The following is a 13,970-nucleotide window of genomic DNA, read 5'->3' on the forward strand; positions in this document are numbered from 1 at the left end:
CCTGGGTTAATGGCATAACAATTACTGGTTCTCAAAGGCGCGCGCATCGGGATGCGCGCCGGTAATTAATGAAACGATTTCATCGGGCGAGGTTTCGGCGTGACGGCGCTCGGCAATTTTTCGCCCACGGCGAAACACCACCATGCGATCGGCAACCGCGAACACATCGCTGATGTTGTGGCTGATCAGCACCACCGCGCAGCCGCGTGCGGCGAGTTTTCGCGTCAACTGCAAAACCTTCTGCGTTTCGGCTACCGCCAGCGCGGCGGTCGGTTCATCCATGATCACCAGCTGCGCGTTGAGGTTGAGCGCGCGACAGATCGCCACCGCCTGGCGCTGTCCGCCGGAAAGGCTGCCGACCGAGGCCTCGGCATCGGAGATGTGCGCATCAAGATCCTTTAACAGCGGATCGACCTGCTCACGCATTTCGCGGCGGCGCAGAAAAGGAATGCCTAGCACGCGCCGCTTCAGTTCACGGCCAAGAAACACGTTTTCCGCGATGCTGAGGTTCTCCGCCAGCGCCAGCTCCTGATAAATGGTGGCGATGCCGTGTTCGGATGCCTGGCGCGGCGAGGTGAATTTCACTGCTTTGCCATCGATCCACAGTTCGCCATCGCTGGCGCTGTAGGCGCCCGACAGCACTTTGGTGAAGGTCGATTTCCCTGCGCCGTTGTCGCCCAGCAGCGCCAGCACTTCACCGCGATGGATGCTGAGATTGACCTGATTAAGGGCGGTTAAGGCGCCAAAGCGTTTGCAGATGTTGCGCGCTTCAATAAAACAGCTGCTCATCTCGCCTCCCCGCCGCTGAGATAGGCGGCGCTGTGGAAATCGATTTCCCACTGCAGCACCTGCGCGTAGAGATCGGACAAGCGCTGCTTTTCCTCTTCCGCCAACGCCAGCGCAGTGCGATCCAGCTCGGTTTTTAGCCACAGCGCCTGCTGGTAAAACTCCTGTTCGGCATGCATATCGACCCAATGACGAATGTCGTCATCCAGCAGCGGCTGGGCACTGACGCGGGCGCACCAGTGGTAATACATCCACTCGGCACCAAACATCAGCGTGAGGATTTCGGCAAAACTGCCCTGCTTTGCCACGGTAAACATGCCATCGCGGAACGCGGTGACGCCGGGCAGATCGTCGGGATAATCCATTGGGTTGATGTTGCGGCGCGCCAGCACCTCCTCAAACCAGGCGATTTGTGTATCCACCAGCGCATTCAACACATCGATTAACCAGCGCTGCTGACGGATATCCGGCGCTTTGCTCACCGCCAGCGCAAAGATATTGATGGCGGTGGCGACGAAGTTGCCTTCAAACACCAGATAGCGATTAAACACCGCGTCGGGCAGCTGATTGCGCTCGATATCCAGCACAAACGGATGCTGCTGCATCGCCTGCCACAGTTTGTCGTGCTGCTGCAAAAGCTGGTCAGTGAAGCTGTTCATTACACGTCCTCCAGCGCCGCTTGCGCCACGGACATAAAGTGCTTCACGCGTTCCAGCTCAACCTCGTTCCACCAAACGCCGTCGACTTTCAGGGTGCTGGCGACGATCACACCTTGGGTGCGACCCAGAATCTGGCAAACGTTGGCGGGCGTGACGCCGGAACCGACCAGCAGCGGCAGCTCGGTGGCGGCGCGGATTTCGTCGATCTCATCCAGCGTGGCGCTGTCGCCGGTGCGTTGTCCGGTGGCGATCACCGCATCGGCTTCAAAGAAATCGACGTCGCGCGTCAGCTCCTGGATCGAACGGTCGGCAACAATCGCGTGGCTGCCGTGTTTGACGTGGCTGTCGGCAAACACGCGGATGTGTTCGGCGCGCAGCTGGCTGCGATAGCGCAGCGCTTTTGCCGCCGCGCCTTCAATAAAGCCTTCGTTGGCGATATAGGCGTTGGCCCACTGATTAACACGCACAAAATCCGCGCCACCGGCTAAGGCGGTAGCAAAGGCCGGAATGGCGGCGTTCGCCAATACGTTGATGCCTAACGGCACGCCAAAACGCTCGCGAATCTTTTCGGTGATCACCGCCATAAAGGCAGCGGTTTCCGGTCCAATATCGTCCGGTTTGGCAAAAGGAATATCACCGTGGTTTTCAATAATCAAACCGTGCACGCCACCGGAAATATAATTATCGGCATCGCGTAGCGCACGATCAATAATAGCCGAAAGCGGTTTATCTCGATATTTAGGCGCACCCGGAAAAGCATCGCAATGCACCACGCCAATCACAGCTTTCTTTCTGGAAAAAATATCTTGTATTGCGCTGGCTTTTCCTGCTGATATAGAAACCATCTTCTCCACCTTATTAACGAGAACCATTATGCAAATTTATGTTGCAGGGAATATTGTTGTTGATGAAACCTGGTCGATTGGCGACTTGCCGCAAAAAGGCGCGTCGATTCACGGCGTAAAAACCTCGCAGGATATAGGCGGCAAAGGCGCTAATCAGGCGATTGTTATTGCACGTTGTGGTCTCGAGACAAAATTAATTGCCGCAATCGGTCACGACAGTAACGGGCAATGGCTGCGTGAAAAAATAGCGCATGAGCCGGTTAAACTATATCCCACTGAATATTATTCACCACACAGCGACTCCTCAATTATTCTCAACAGCAGCGATGGCGACAATGCCATTATTACCACTACCGCAGCGGCAGATGCATTAACCGTCGAACAGATGTTGCCTTATTTCTCCGATGCAAAGAAAGGCGATATATTGCTGCAACAGGGCAACTTCTCGGTTGAGAAAACCCGTCTTCTTTTTATGTGGGCAAAAGCCAACGGCATGAAAACGGTATTTAATCCCTCGCCGGTCAATCCTGACTTCGCCCAACTTTGGCCGCTGGTGGATATCGCGGTGGTTAACCAGCTGGAAGCTGAGCTGCTGCAACCGGCTGGCGTCAGCAGCTTAGTGATCACCCAAGGCGCGCAAGGTGCGTGGCTGATCACGGAAACCGAGCGCCACTTCTGTCCGGCATCACCGGTCAACGCGCTGGACAGCACCGGCGCGGGAGATACCTTCCTCGCCGTGCTGCTCGCCTCCTCGCTCCTGCGCGGCGTGGAGCCCGATGCGCTTTCCCTGCAGCATGCCAGCCAGGCTGCCGCTATTACCGTGAGTCGTACCGGCACCGTTAACGCTTTTCCCAACCAGCAGGAACTCGCTGCGCTGCTGGCCACGCGCAGCGAGTGATTTCTTACTTAAACAGCGGACGGTAGGTATCAACGTTCGCTTTGGTTACCACGGTGGCCGGCACCAGAATGGTTTTGCTCACCGTTTTGCCTTCAGAGAGCGCGTTGAGGGCTTTCAGCGCCTCTTCACCCATCTTTTTCGGATCCTGCTGCAACACGGCGGTGACGTAGCCGCCATCAATACCGCTAATGGCTTTGGCCGTCAGATCCCAGCCAAATACTTTGATATCTTTCTGGCGGCCCTGGTTTTCAACTGCCGCAATCGCACCCAGCAATGCCGGTTCTCCGGTGGCGTAAATCGCGGTTAAATCAGGGTTACCAGTAATCAGGTTTTCCGCAGCCGTCATGGCGTTGTCCTGAATATTCTGGCCATCCACCACATCGGCGACGGTGATTTTGCTGTTGCTTTTAATCGTCTCCTCGAAGCCTTTCTGGCGCTGGTTCTGAATTGCCGAGTTCAACGCGCCAACAATGCCGAGACGCGCTTTTCCGCCCATCTCTTTCGCCACGTAATCGACGAAATATTTACCGAGGATTCTGCCGCCTTCGAGATTATCTACGCCAACCTGTGCCGCTTGTGGACCGGCCGGTAATACCGCATCAATGGCAATGACAGGAATTTTAGCGGCGGCGGCTTCTTTAATGGCGGGCATAATGCCGTTGACGTCTATCGCATCAACCAAAATACCTTTCACACCTTGCTGAATATAGTTTTCAATCGCATCGTTCTGCGCCACCGGATTATCGGTCGCGTTAAAGATAACCAGATCTTTACCGCTGGCTTTTGCGGCTTCTTGTGCGCCCTGGTTCATCAGATTAAAAAACAGCGCCTGCTGATTAATTTGCACCAATGCATAAGTCGGCGCGGCCTGCGCCAGGGAGAAAAATGAACCCGCAGAAATTAAGGTGGAAGCCAAAACCAATGAACGCAGTTTTCCGGTGAAAGATAACATCATGGTGTTCCTCGTCGGGAATAAATAATAATCAGCGTTTCCCAGCGTTAAGACACTGAGATTATTTTTGGCGGGCAAATATCGATGGTGAGATTAAAGCGACCTGCTTAAGTTTGTTTCGGTAACCCATCCGCTAGGAATACCTGGTGAAATAACTTAAGTCGGTTTGGGAATAAATTCCCGGTAATGCGGTAAACTGTGCATACAATTCGCTGAGTAACTTTTTTTGTCAAGTGTTTATTTGGTTGACGATGTGCAATGATTAAGTCTTGTGAAGGAGCAGGTCACCATAAATGGCGACCCTACGAATGTAAAACGCGGTTTTGTAGGGTCGCCATTAATGGCGACCTTACGGCTACCTTGCAGCAACCACAAGATGATCCAGATGGCGAGGAACATGAATTCAAAACGCGTGTTGTTATCCGACGTGGCACAACTAGCCGGGCTTTCCAAAGCCACGGTCTCTCGCTATATGAATCACAGCATCGTTTTGCCGCAGGAGACGATTGACCGCATCGAAGCGGCGATTCGCCAACTCGATTATCGCGGCAACAGCCTGGCGCGACGTCTGAGCAAAGGCGGCAGTGAAACCCTGGGTTTGGTGCTGCCCGATATCACCAACTCCTTCTTTGCCGAACTGGCCGATGCCGCAGAAGAAGCGGCGTCGGCGCGCGGTTACAGTTTGGTGTTGTGCATCACCCGCAACAATCCCGACAAAGAAGCGCAGTTCATTCGCTGGCTGGATACGCGTCAGGTTGATGGCCTGCTGTTCACCACCAACCGACCGGATAACGGCGTGTTGCGTAAAGAGATTCAGCGCCATCAGCATATCGTGTTGCTGGATGAGGATATTCCCGGCAGCAGCGTGCCTAAAGTGTTTGCCGATAACGTACAGGGCGGACGCATCGCCACCGAACAGCTGATCGCCGCTGGACATCGTCATATCGCCTTTATTGGTGGCCCGGAACAGTTGATGAGCGTGCGCGAACGTTATCTCGGCTTCTGCACCGCCATGAAGCAGGCCGGTTTGTCGGTTCCTGCCGAATGGGTGATGTACGGCAACTACGAACGTGAGTTTGGCCAAAAGGCTTTGCAGCGGCTATTCAGTCAGTCGCCTCGCCCTTCTGCGGTGTTTGCGGCCAGCGATTATCTGGTGCTGGGATTGCTGGACGGTTTGCGCGCCAGTGGCTTACAGGCACCGGAAGCGCTTTCGCTGGTCGGCTTTGATGATGCCAACTACACCGACCTGACGCAGCCGCGTATCTCCACCATTCGCCAACCCGCGCGGGAACTGGGTTATACCGCCGTGGACATTATGCTGCGCCTGCTGAATAACGACGTGAATATCCCGCTGGAAACACGCTTACCCGTTGAATGGGTGGGACGCGATTCGATCCAAATCCGCCTGCCCTGATCCACGATGGCGCAAAATTGCACAGATTTGGCGCAAAAGTTGATCAATGAAGCGATGTTCAGTACTTCGAAGTAAACCGGTTTACTCAACAATAAAATTTTAACCTGCTGAATCTTCTTGCGTTTAATGCAGACTAAACTGACTAAATTCTAACCTGGCACAGAAGCTGCAACGTTCTCAGCGGCAAACAAATATCGTTGTACCCCATTGCTCTGGAAGTGCGGCCAGTGATTTAACTGACAGGTAAAGCGGTTTACTAGACTGTAAATCGTGTCAGTTAAGCCATTTTCGCGTTAACAGGCAAAGTTCCCGGCAACCGATTGGGAGTGTTCAGATGCAGCAGCCACACGCTACCCCAGCGCGGGTAGAGATGATTAACATCACCAAAACTTACGGTTCGATACGATCCTTGCGCGGCGTCAATCTGCAACTGGCGCCAGGCGAAGTGCTGGGCTTAGTCGGCGACAACGGCGCGGGTAAATCGACGCTGACCAAAGTGCTTTCTGGCGCGGTGGTGCCCACCAGCGGCAGCATTCGCATTGACGGTGAACAGCAACACTTCACCAATCCAGCCGATTCGCGCCGCTGCCATATCGAAATGGTCTACCAGGATCTGTCGCTGTGCGACACGGTGGACGTCGCCGGAAACCTGTTTATGGGACGCGAGCCAATGAAAAGCGTGCTCGGCATTCCCTTTCTCGATCAGGCGAAAATGCACGCCGAAGCGCGTGAGATGCTGAAGGGTTTGGGCATTTCGATTCCGGACACGCGTTTGCTGGTACGCAATTTGTCGGGCGGACAACGTCAGGCGATCGCCATTGCGCGTGCCGCCGCATTCGAACCCAAAGTGCTGATCATGGATGAACCGACCGCCGCATTAGCGGTGGCGGAAGTGGAAGCGGTGCTGGAGCTGATCCGCCGTGTCTCAGCGCGCGGTGTCAGCGTCATCCTCATCACCCATCGCCTGCAGGATCTGTTCCTGGTATGCGACCGCATCATGGTGATGTACGAAGGCACCAACGTGGCGGATCGGAGCGTGGCGGATACCAGCCTAGGCGATATCGTTAATTTGATCGTGGGTGAGAAATTTACCGCTCACTCAGCGGCTGCACACTGAGGTAACGGGATGAGCATCATGAATTTAAGCAGTTCGCGCATGATCCAGCATTCGCTACCGCGTCGCCTGCTGCACAACCATTCGGGCGTGGTGAGCATTGCGCTGTTTTTCATCTTTTGCTGCGTGGTGTTTTCGCTGATCACCAGCAACTTTCTCTCCAGCACCAACTGGCTGAACATCATTCGCCAAAGCGCCCCGCTGCTGATCGTTGCCACCGCGATGACGCTGGTGATCACCACCGGCGGCATTGATTTGTCGGTGGGTTCGACGCTGGCGCTGGTGGGCGCGCTTTCGGCTATCGCGCTGAATAACTGGGGATTGCCGTGGCCGGTGGTGTTAATTGGCGGGCTGCTGCTGGGCGGATTGGTCGGCGCCATCAATGGCTTCTTTATCGCCTTTGAGGGGATTCCGGCGTTTATCGTCACCTTAGCTACGTTAGCCGTAGTACGCGGGATTGCGCTGCTGGTTACTCAGGGTTACTCGATTCCGATTCCGGCCGACAGCTTGTTTACCTTTATGGGCCGCGCGTGGGTACTGGGCATCCCGATGCCAGCGCTGATTGGCATTGTGGTGCTGTTTGCCGGGCATATTGTGCTTAACCACATGCGCTTTGGTCGCTACGTGACGGCGATTGGTTCGAATGCCGAAGGCGCGCGCCGCAGCGGCATCAATACCAAAGCGGTCACCATGAAAGTCTACATTATCAGCGGCATGGCGGCGGCGCTGGCTGGGATGATCATCACCGCGCGTCTCGGCAGCGGCTCATCCAATCAGGGCGAAGGCTTTGAGTTGCAGGTGATCGCCGCCGTGGTGCTCGGCAGCACCAGCTTATTTGGTGGCTTCGGCACCATTATCGGCACGCTGCTGGGCGCGCTGTCGATTGCGATTATCCAGAACGGGCTGATCCTGTCGCACATCTCGCCGTTCTATACGCAAATTGCTACCGGCACCATCATTCTGCTCGCCATCTGGCTCAACACCCGCATTCTCAATCCCACCCGTGCACCGGCAAAAGGATAGCTGATGAAAGGATCAATTTTTCGCCACGCGGATCCGTTACCGCTCGGTGTGAGCAGTGGACATGTGATGACGGTGTTGGGGCCGCTGCCGCTGGCCGAGATGGGCGTCACCTTGATGCACGAACACATTCTGCTGGATGCTTCCGGCAAATGGGTGCCGCCCTGCTGTTGCAGCGATCGTCATATCGCTGAGATGCCGGTCAAAATGGAGAACCTCGGCGAACTCAACATGAATCCGTTGATGAGCCGCGATAACTGCCAGCTGTTTGATGTCGACATGGCGATCGACGAGTTGATGAAGTACCGCGCGCTGGGCGGCGAAACCATCGTCGATCCCACTAATATCGGCATTGGCCGCGATCCCAGAGGGCTGCAACGTATTGCACGCTTAACAGGACTTAACATCGTGATGGGCACTGGTTTATATCTGGAGCCGTCGCACCCGGAATGGGTGAAGAGCATTAGCGTTGAGCAACTCAGCGAGAAGCTGATTTTTGACCTTGGCGGCGCAGCGGAGAAACCCGAGGTGATTGCCGGATTGATCGGCGAGATCGGTATCTCCAGCCGCTTTACCGCCGATGAAGAGAAGTCGCTGCGCGCCGCCGGACGTGCCAGTGCGGCGACCGGCGTGCCGATTCAGGTGCATCTGCCGGGTTGGGAACGTTTAGGCCACAAAGTGCTGGATATTCTGCAACAGGAAGGCGCCGATTTGCGTCACACCGTGCTGTGCCATATGAATCCCAGCTTCGCCGATAAAAGCTATCAGCGCGAACTGGCCGATCGCGGCGTGTTCCTGGAATACGACATGATCGGCATGAGCTATTACTACGCCGATGAATCCGCGCAATCGCCTTCCGATGAAGAGAACGCCCGCGCCATCTGCGAACTGATTGATGACGGCTACATCCAGCAAATTTTGTTGTCGCAGGATGTGTTCCTGAAAACCATGCTGACGCGCTTTGGCGGCCACGGTTATGGCTACATACTCAAACATTTTGTCCCGCGCCTGAAACGTCACGGCGTCAGCGGCGAACAACTCGAAACCTTAATGATTGCTAACCCGCAGCGCGTATTTGGCGGGTAAAAGGGAAAATATCATGCAGAAACAAGTCTTGCTGGTGGGCGAATCCTGGACCAGCACCTCGAACCACATTAAAGGCTTTGACCAGTTCTCGACCGCCACCTGGCACAGCGGTGCCAGCGATTTTATCGCGGCGCTGAAAGATAGCGAGTACGCCATTACCCACATGCCTGCGCATGCTGCCGCCACGGATTTCCCACTGACGCTGGAAGGGCTGCAAAAATGGGATGTGATTATCCTGTCGGATATCGGTGCCAATACGCTGCTGCTGCATCCCGATACCTGGCTGAAAAGCCGTCGCACTGCTAATCGACTGGCATTAATCCACGATTACGTTGCCGCAGGCGGCAGCCTGATGATGATTGGCGGTTACTTCAGTTTTCAGGGCATCAATGGCGGCGCGCGATTCCGTAATACGCTGGTGGAAAAAGTGTTGCCGGTGCGCTGCCTCGCCTGGGATGACCGCATTGAAACGCCGGAAGGTTCCACGCTAGAAAAGACACAATCGCACGCGCTGTTCGAAAACATCTCCGGCGAATGGCCGTGGATGCTCGGTTACAACGAAGTGGAGATGCAGCCCGAAGGTACGCTGCTGGCGACCGTCGCCGGGACATCGCATCCTTTATTAGCGGTACGGGAATATCAGCAAGGCCGTTCGCTGGTGTGGACCAGCGATATGTCGGCGCACTGGCTGCCGGAAGAGTTTACCCAATGGTCCGGCTATCGCCAGTTGTGGATTAACTGCTTCGACTGGCTGACGGAGCGCGCCTGATGCAGCCCGCGTCACTGGCCCTCGCGCAGCGGTTGCTCGGCTTCGACACCATTAATCCGCCGGGCAACGAAGCCGCCTGTATGGCGTTTTTTGCCGCATGGCTCAGCGAGCAGGGTTTTGAGGTGCAGCTCTCTTCGTTTGGCGAAGGTCGCAGCAATCTGGTGGCGCAAATGCGCGGCAGCGCGCCGGGTAAACCGCTGGCGTTTACCGGCCATCTCGATACCGTGCCGCTTGGTAACCAGCCGTGGCAGCACGATCCTTTTGGTTCAGAAGTGGCAGACGATCGGCTTTATGGGCGCGGTTCGAGTGACATGAAAGCGGCCATAGCCGCTTTTGCCCTCGCCTGCATCGAGCAACAGCAGGCGATTCTCGCCGGGCGCGGCGTGGTGATGTTGATTACCGGCGGTGAAGAGACCGGCTGCGATGGCGCGCAGGCGCTGATTGCAGCCGGCAGGTTACCGGAAATTGGGGCGCTGATCGTTGGCGAACCAACAGCAAATTATCCGGTGATTGGTCACAAAGGCGCTCTGTGGCTGCGCTGCGAGACGCGCGGGAAAACCGCGCACGGCGCGATGCCAGAGCTGGGCATTAACGCCATTTATCTTGCCGCCGACGCGTTAGGCAAAATCCGCCACTTCTCGCCCGGCGCGCCGCATCCTTTAATGAAGCAACCGACGCTGAACGTTGGGCGAATTCAGGGTGGCCTGAATATTAATTCGGTACCGGATCGCACGGCATTTGATGTCGATATCCGCAGCGCGCCAAACCTGCAACACGCCACCATTCGCCAGCAGTTAGGCGAATTGCTGGGCGAAGAGGTGCACGTTACTACCTTGGTTGATCTGCCTGCGGTATTGAGTTCCGAAGAGAATCGGTGGATTCAGTCGGTTTATCATCATTGTCAGGCGTTTTTTGAGCAGCCATTAGAGGCGCGCGTGGTGCCGTACTTTACCGATGCCTCGTTGCTGCTGCCGGCGCTGGGCCATCCGCCGTGCATTATTTTAGGTCCGGGCGAACCGACGATGGCACATCAAACCGATGAGTATTGTCTGGTGAGTAAGCTGGGTGAAGCCGAGCAGTTGTATGGGCAGATTATTGCGGAGTGGATGAAGGTTTAGCAAAGGTCGCCATAAATGGCGACCCTACGAAAATCTCGACAATCGCGTGTAGGGTCGCCATTCATGGCGACCGCTGAAAATGCTGGATGCGCATTACGCGCACCCAGCATTTTCATCAGAAACGATAAGTCGCCGAGACTGAGAAGTTACGTGGCTCGCCGTAAACGATGCCGCCGCTACCGACATTGGAGTCATACTCTTTGTCGAACAGGTTGTTGATGTTGGCCTGCAGCGAGACATTTTTAGTGACATCGTAACGTGCGAACAGATCAACCAGCGAGTAGCTGCCCTGACGTGCGCGCCAGGTGCCATTGCCTTCCGGACCGGTAATATCGGTGTAAGTCTTCGACTGCCAGGTTACGCCACCGCCAAGGGTCAGCTCATCCAGCATTGGCAAACGATAGCTGGTAAACAAGTTGAACGAGGTGCGCGGCAGCTGAGAATTGTAATTCTCACCTTCGCGATCTTCTGCTACGTAGCTGGTGCCACCAAAGGTCATCTGCCAGTTATCGGTCAGCGCACCATTCACTTCGAACTCTACGCCACGGCTGACAACGCCATTTTTACCTTCGTAGACGGTAATATTGTTGATTGTCTCGCCGGTCGCTTCACCAACGTTATCCAGTTCGGTGCGGAACACAGAAATAGACGTGGTCAGGCGACTATTAAACCAATCTGATTTCACACCCGCTTCATAGTTCTTGCCAATCACCGGCGCCAGGAAGGCTCCAGACGCATCCTGATAATCCTGTGGCTGGAATACCGATGTGTAACTGGCATAGGCTGACCAGTTGTCATAGAAGTCCCAAATCACACCACCGTACGGGGTGATGTTGTTCTTCTCCATCTCTTCGGTCAGCGTCTGACGATTCCAGTTGGTGTAGCGCGCGCCCAGAATCACATGCAGCGGATCGGCCAGAGAGATGCGGGTTGCCAGATAAGCAGATTTCTGACGCACCAGCTGCGTATCCGATGCCGGTTCACGCGGGTTCCAGTCGGATTCCGGGAAATTACCGTTGTAATCATAGAAGTTGCCCAGCTGTGCCGGGGAGATGTTGGTCCAGGCGCTGTAATATTTGTTGTCCTGACGGCTGTAATTCACGCCGAACATCAGCTCATGCTGACGGCCAAACATCTCGTAAGGACCGCTGGCGAAGGCATCCACCGCATCTACTTTACGTTTGCCGGTGTTATAGCCGGTGCCGCCAACCGCGTCATAGTTATAAAACGCCGGATACTGATTGACCGCAATGCCGGTGTCTTTATTGATATAGCCATCGATATACAGCTGCTTACTGTCGAGGAACATTTCATTGTGCGTGCCGTTAAGCGTGACGTTCCAGCCGTTATCAAAGTTCTGCTGCAGGTTAACAAAGACTTTTTTGTTTTCTTTGTTGTTGTAAGCCCAATCTGGCGCGGTGTTGTAACCACGACGAAGCTTGACTTGTGAACCGTCGGTATACCAGCGCGGAGAACCGCCCCACATGGTTGAATCGGTATTCACCTGCGAGAACTCATAGCCAACGGATAATTTGGTGGAGTCAGTCAGGTCGGCATCAACCACGCCATAGACGAATTTTTTATCTGCGCCGTAGCGTTCGATGAAGCTGTTTCTATCTTCATAACCCGCCACCAGGCGACCACGCACGTTACCTTCGGCGGACAGCGGCGCAGAGAGATCGGCAACATAACGCTGTTTGTTCCAGCTGCCGTAGCTGGCTGAAACGCTGCCGGTAAACTCTTTGCTATCTGCGTGCTTGCGCACCATGTTGATCGAAGCGGAGGGGTTGCCTGGGCCAGTCAGCAAGCCGGTGGCGCCGCGCACCACTTCTACCCGCTCATACAGCGCCATATCACTCTGCGCATCGCCGAGGTTCCAGCGTGAGGCGAAGGCGGTGGGAATGCCATCGGTCATATAGTTGTCGATCAGGAAACCGCGCGAATAGTAGTTGGTACGATCCATATCGCCCGAGACGCCGTGAATGCCGGTGGTGTTTGCCAGCACATCGTTCAGCGATTGCAGCTGCTGGTCTTCCATACGCTGTTTGCTGACGATCGAAACCGATTGCGGAATATCGCGCGCGGTGAGCGCCATTTTGGTCCCGGCACGCGTCACCGGTACGCTGTAATCCTGTGCCGCCTGCTGTTGCTGATCGGCATTAGCGCTGGCATCAACGTTCAGCGTCTGTTCGGTGTTGGTGGTCTCTGCTGCCTGCGCGATACCCGACGCAACCATCATAGCCAGTAAAGAGAGACGCAACGCGCGCTGAGGCGCATTGCCGGGTTTCCTGACGCGCAAATCTTCGAAAGACATACAATTCCTCAATCAACTTTTCGTTATTTTTTTGGGGCACCGCTGCTGACGTCTGAAAGAGGAACGACAGTAAGGAAGCCGTTAAGAAAGCAAATGAGAAATATACGCATTAAGGTTTACAATGCAAGAAATTGTTACCGGTTTACTGACACTTTTACACTTGGTGAAACGCCTTATTCTTCAACGAGTAATAGTTGATAAGCGTTATTTTCAGGAAGGTTCATGCAAGGATTTTCGTCAAATATGTGAAATTGAACAGATTCCAGCACACATACGATTTGTAGGGTCGCCATTCATGGCGACCTTCACATACAACGCATTAAAACGCTGAATAATGCAGCAACTATTATTCCCATTACTCAAAAATATTACGTGAATAAGCCAAAAGGATTGGATAAACCTCAGCCAATATAAAGAAATATCTGATCATCCGAATATTTTCCGGACAATTCTGTCTACGACAGATTATTTTAATTTGGCAAAAAATCTCGTAGAATGCTCCCCTTTACACCAGTCAAATAAGTAATAAGGATTTATTCATGAGCGATGCACTTAACGCATTGAACAATCTTCGCACGCTGCGTGCCGAAGCACGTAATATTGAGGTCGCAGCATTAGAAGAGATGCTGGAAAAATTCGCCGTGGTAGTCGCAGAACGCCGTGAAGAAGCGGAAGCAGAAACTGCAGCCCAGCGCGAAAAAGAAGAAAAACTGGCGCTGTATAAAGAGATGTTGTTGAAAGACGGCATTGATATTAGTGACCTGGCGCAATTAAATACTCAGGAAAATAAACCTAAGTCGAAACGCGCCCCGCGTCCTGCCAAGTATAAGTTCATCGACGAACAGGGTAACGAGAAATTGTGGACCGGCCAGGGCCGCACGCCTTCACCGATTAAAGCCGCACTGGAAGCTGGCGGTTCAATGGATGATTTCCTGATTTAATCGGCAGCATGCATTACCAAGTGTGAACAAAAAAACGCAGCACAAGTGCTGCGT

At 54.4% G+C, this 13,970-nt stretch carries 13 protein-coding genes; 8 read left to right on the plus strand and 5 right to left on the minus strand.

The window, feature by feature from the left end:
• Positions 1-21: 21 nt before the first annotated feature.
• Genes ACXIZX_RS22845 through ACXIZX_RS22855 form a run of 3 tightly spaced genes read right to left on the minus strand, consistent with a single transcriptional unit; the run spans position 22 to position 2,290 of the window.
• Positions 22-789, minus strand: coding sequence for an ATP-binding cassette domain-containing protein (locus tag ACXIZX_RS22845; RefSeq protein WP_479405130.1), 768 nt, complete (start codon positions 787-789; stop codon positions 22-24).
• Positions 786-1,445: a TenA family protein gene (locus tag ACXIZX_RS22850; protein ID WP_479405131.1), complete on the minus strand. Its 660-nt coding sequence runs from the start codon at positions 1,443-1,445 to the stop codon at positions 786-788. The genes ACXIZX_RS22845 and ACXIZX_RS22850 overlap by 4 nt, the downstream gene beginning before the upstream one ends.
• Positions 1,445-2,290, minus strand: a complete 846-nt coding sequence (locus ACXIZX_RS22855) for a BtpA/SgcQ family protein (protein WP_479405132.1) — start codon at positions 2,288-2,290, stop codon at positions 1,445-1,447. Before ACXIZX_RS22855 ends, ACXIZX_RS22850 begins: the two co-directional genes overlap by 1 nt.
• A 28-nt stretch (positions 2,291-2,318) precedes the next feature.
• Here ACXIZX_RS22855 and ACXIZX_RS22860 point away from each other — a divergent pair, with 28 nt between their 5' ends.
• Complete coding sequence (locus ACXIZX_RS22860) at positions 2,319-3,188, plus strand: PfkB family carbohydrate kinase (RefSeq protein WP_479405133.1); 870 nt, start codon at positions 2,319-2,321, stop codon at positions 3,186-3,188.
• 4 nt (positions 3,189-3,192) lie between these two features.
• Here the strand turns inward: ACXIZX_RS22860 and ACXIZX_RS22865 are convergent, their stop codons facing one another.
• Entirely contained in the window at positions 3,193-4,143 is a 951-nt protein-coding gene (locus tag ACXIZX_RS22865; RefSeq protein ID WP_179452744.1) for an ABC transporter substrate-binding protein, read from the minus strand.
• 382 nt (positions 4,144-4,525) lie between these two features.
• On the opposite strand from ACXIZX_RS22865, the gene ACXIZX_RS22870 reads away from it, so the two are divergent.
• From ACXIZX_RS22870 to ACXIZX_RS22895, 6 genes are all read left to right on the plus strand, one after another.
• Complete coding sequence (locus ACXIZX_RS22870; RefSeq protein ID WP_479405134.1) at positions 4,526-5,554, plus strand: LacI family DNA-binding transcriptional regulator; 1,029 nt, start codon at positions 4,526-4,528, stop codon at positions 5,552-5,554.
• A 370-nt stretch (positions 5,555-5,924) separates the two neighbouring features.
• Positions 5,925-6,671, plus strand: a complete 747-nt coding sequence (locus ACXIZX_RS22875) for an ATP-binding cassette domain-containing protein (RefSeq protein ID WP_179452801.1) — start codon at positions 5,925-5,927, stop codon at positions 6,669-6,671.
• A gap of 18 nt (positions 6,672-6,689) precedes the next feature.
• The gene (locus ACXIZX_RS22880; RefSeq protein ID WP_179452746.1) at positions 6,690-7,691 is read left to right on the plus strand and encodes an ABC transporter permease; all 1,002 of its coding nucleotides are present in this window, start codon (positions 6,690-6,692) and stop codon (positions 7,689-7,691) included.
• Between the two features lie 3 nt (positions 7,692-7,694).
• A complete protein-coding gene (locus tag ACXIZX_RS22885) occupies positions 7,695-8,774 on the plus strand; it encodes a phosphotriesterase family protein (protein ID WP_179452747.1) in 1,080 nt (359 codons plus the stop codon).
• Between the two features lie 13 nt (positions 8,775-8,787).
• Positions 8,788-9,543 carry a glutamine amidotransferase gene (locus ACXIZX_RS22890; RefSeq protein ID WP_179452748.1) on the plus strand — a complete coding sequence of 252 codons (756 nt, stop codon included), beginning with the start codon at positions 8,788-8,790 and terminating at the stop codon, positions 9,541-9,543.
• On the plus strand, positions 9,543-10,661 hold the full coding sequence (locus ACXIZX_RS22895; protein ID WP_179452749.1) for a M20 family metallopeptidase: 1,119 nt from the start codon (positions 9,543-9,545) through the stop codon (positions 10,659-10,661). The genes ACXIZX_RS22890 and ACXIZX_RS22895 overlap by 1 nt, the downstream gene beginning before the upstream one ends.
• A gap of 115 nt (positions 10,662-10,776) precedes the next feature.
• On the opposite strand, the gene fhuE is transcribed toward ACXIZX_RS22895, so the two are convergent.
• Positions 10,777-12,975: a ferric-rhodotorulic acid/ferric-coprogen receptor FhuE gene (gene fhuE, locus ACXIZX_RS22900; RefSeq protein WP_154194419.1), complete on the minus strand. Its 2,199-nt coding sequence runs from the start codon at positions 12,973-12,975 to the stop codon at positions 10,777-10,779.
• A gap of 539 nt (positions 12,976-13,514) precedes the next feature.
• Between fhuE and ACXIZX_RS22905 the strand changes: the two genes are divergently transcribed.
• Positions 13,515-13,916 carry an H-NS family histone-like protein gene (locus tag ACXIZX_RS22905; protein WP_008109487.1) on the plus strand — a complete coding sequence of 134 codons (402 nt, stop codon included), beginning with the start codon at positions 13,515-13,517 and terminating at the stop codon, positions 13,914-13,916.
• Positions 13,917-13,970: the final 54 nt, after the last annotated feature.

This window comes from Candidatus Pantoea symbiotica (assembly GCF_056491525.1).

Excerpts from the sequence above, each read along its gene's own strand:
- ACXIZX_RS22895 (WP_179452749.1), top strand. The coding sequence starts at position 9,543 with ATGCAGCCCGCGTCACTGGCCCTCGCGCAGCGGTTGCTCGGCTTCGAC.
- ACXIZX_RS22880 (WP_179452746.1), top strand. The coding sequence starts at position 6,690 with ATGAATTTAAGCAGTTCGCGCATGATCCAGCATTCGCTACCGCGTCGC.
- ACXIZX_RS22870 (WP_479405134.1), top strand. The coding sequence starts at position 4,526 with ATGGCGAGGAACATGAATTCAAAACGCGTGTTGTTATCCGACGTGGCA.
- ACXIZX_RS22860 (WP_479405133.1), top strand. The coding sequence starts at position 2,319 with ATGCAAATTTATGTTGCAGGGAATATTGTTGTTGATGAAACCTGGTCG.
- ACXIZX_RS22905 (WP_008109487.1), top strand. The coding sequence starts at position 13,515 with ATGAGCGATGCACTTAACGCATTGAACAATCTTCGCACGCTGCGTGCC.
- ACXIZX_RS22850 (WP_479405131.1), bottom strand. The coding sequence starts at position 1,445 with ATGAACAGCTTCACTGACCAGCTTTTGCAGCAGCACGACAAACTGTGG.
- ACXIZX_RS22885 (WP_179452747.1), top strand. The coding sequence starts at position 7,695 with ATGAAAGGATCAATTTTTCGCCACGCGGATCCGTTACCGCTCGGTGTG.
- ACXIZX_RS22855 (WP_479405132.1), bottom strand. The coding sequence starts at position 2,290 with ATGGTTTCTATATCAGCAGGAAAAGCCAGCGCAATACAAGATATTTTT.
- ACXIZX_RS22875 (WP_179452801.1), top strand. The coding sequence starts at position 5,925 with ATGATTAACATCACCAAAACTTACGGTTCGATACGATCCTTGCGCGGC.
- ACXIZX_RS22865 (WP_179452744.1), bottom strand. The coding sequence starts at position 4,143 with ATGATGTTATCTTTCACCGGAAAACTGCGTTCATTGGTTTTGGCTTCC.
- ACXIZX_RS22890 (WP_179452748.1), top strand. The coding sequence starts at position 8,788 with ATGCAGAAACAAGTCTTGCTGGTGGGCGAATCCTGGACCAGCACCTCG.
- fhuE (WP_154194419.1), bottom strand. The coding sequence starts at position 12,975 with ATGTCTTTCGAAGATTTGCGCGTCAGGAAACCCGGCAATGCGCCTCAG.
- ACXIZX_RS22845 (WP_479405130.1), bottom strand. The coding sequence starts at position 789 with ATGAGCAGCTGTTTTATTGAAGCGCGCAACATCTGCAAACGCTTTGGC.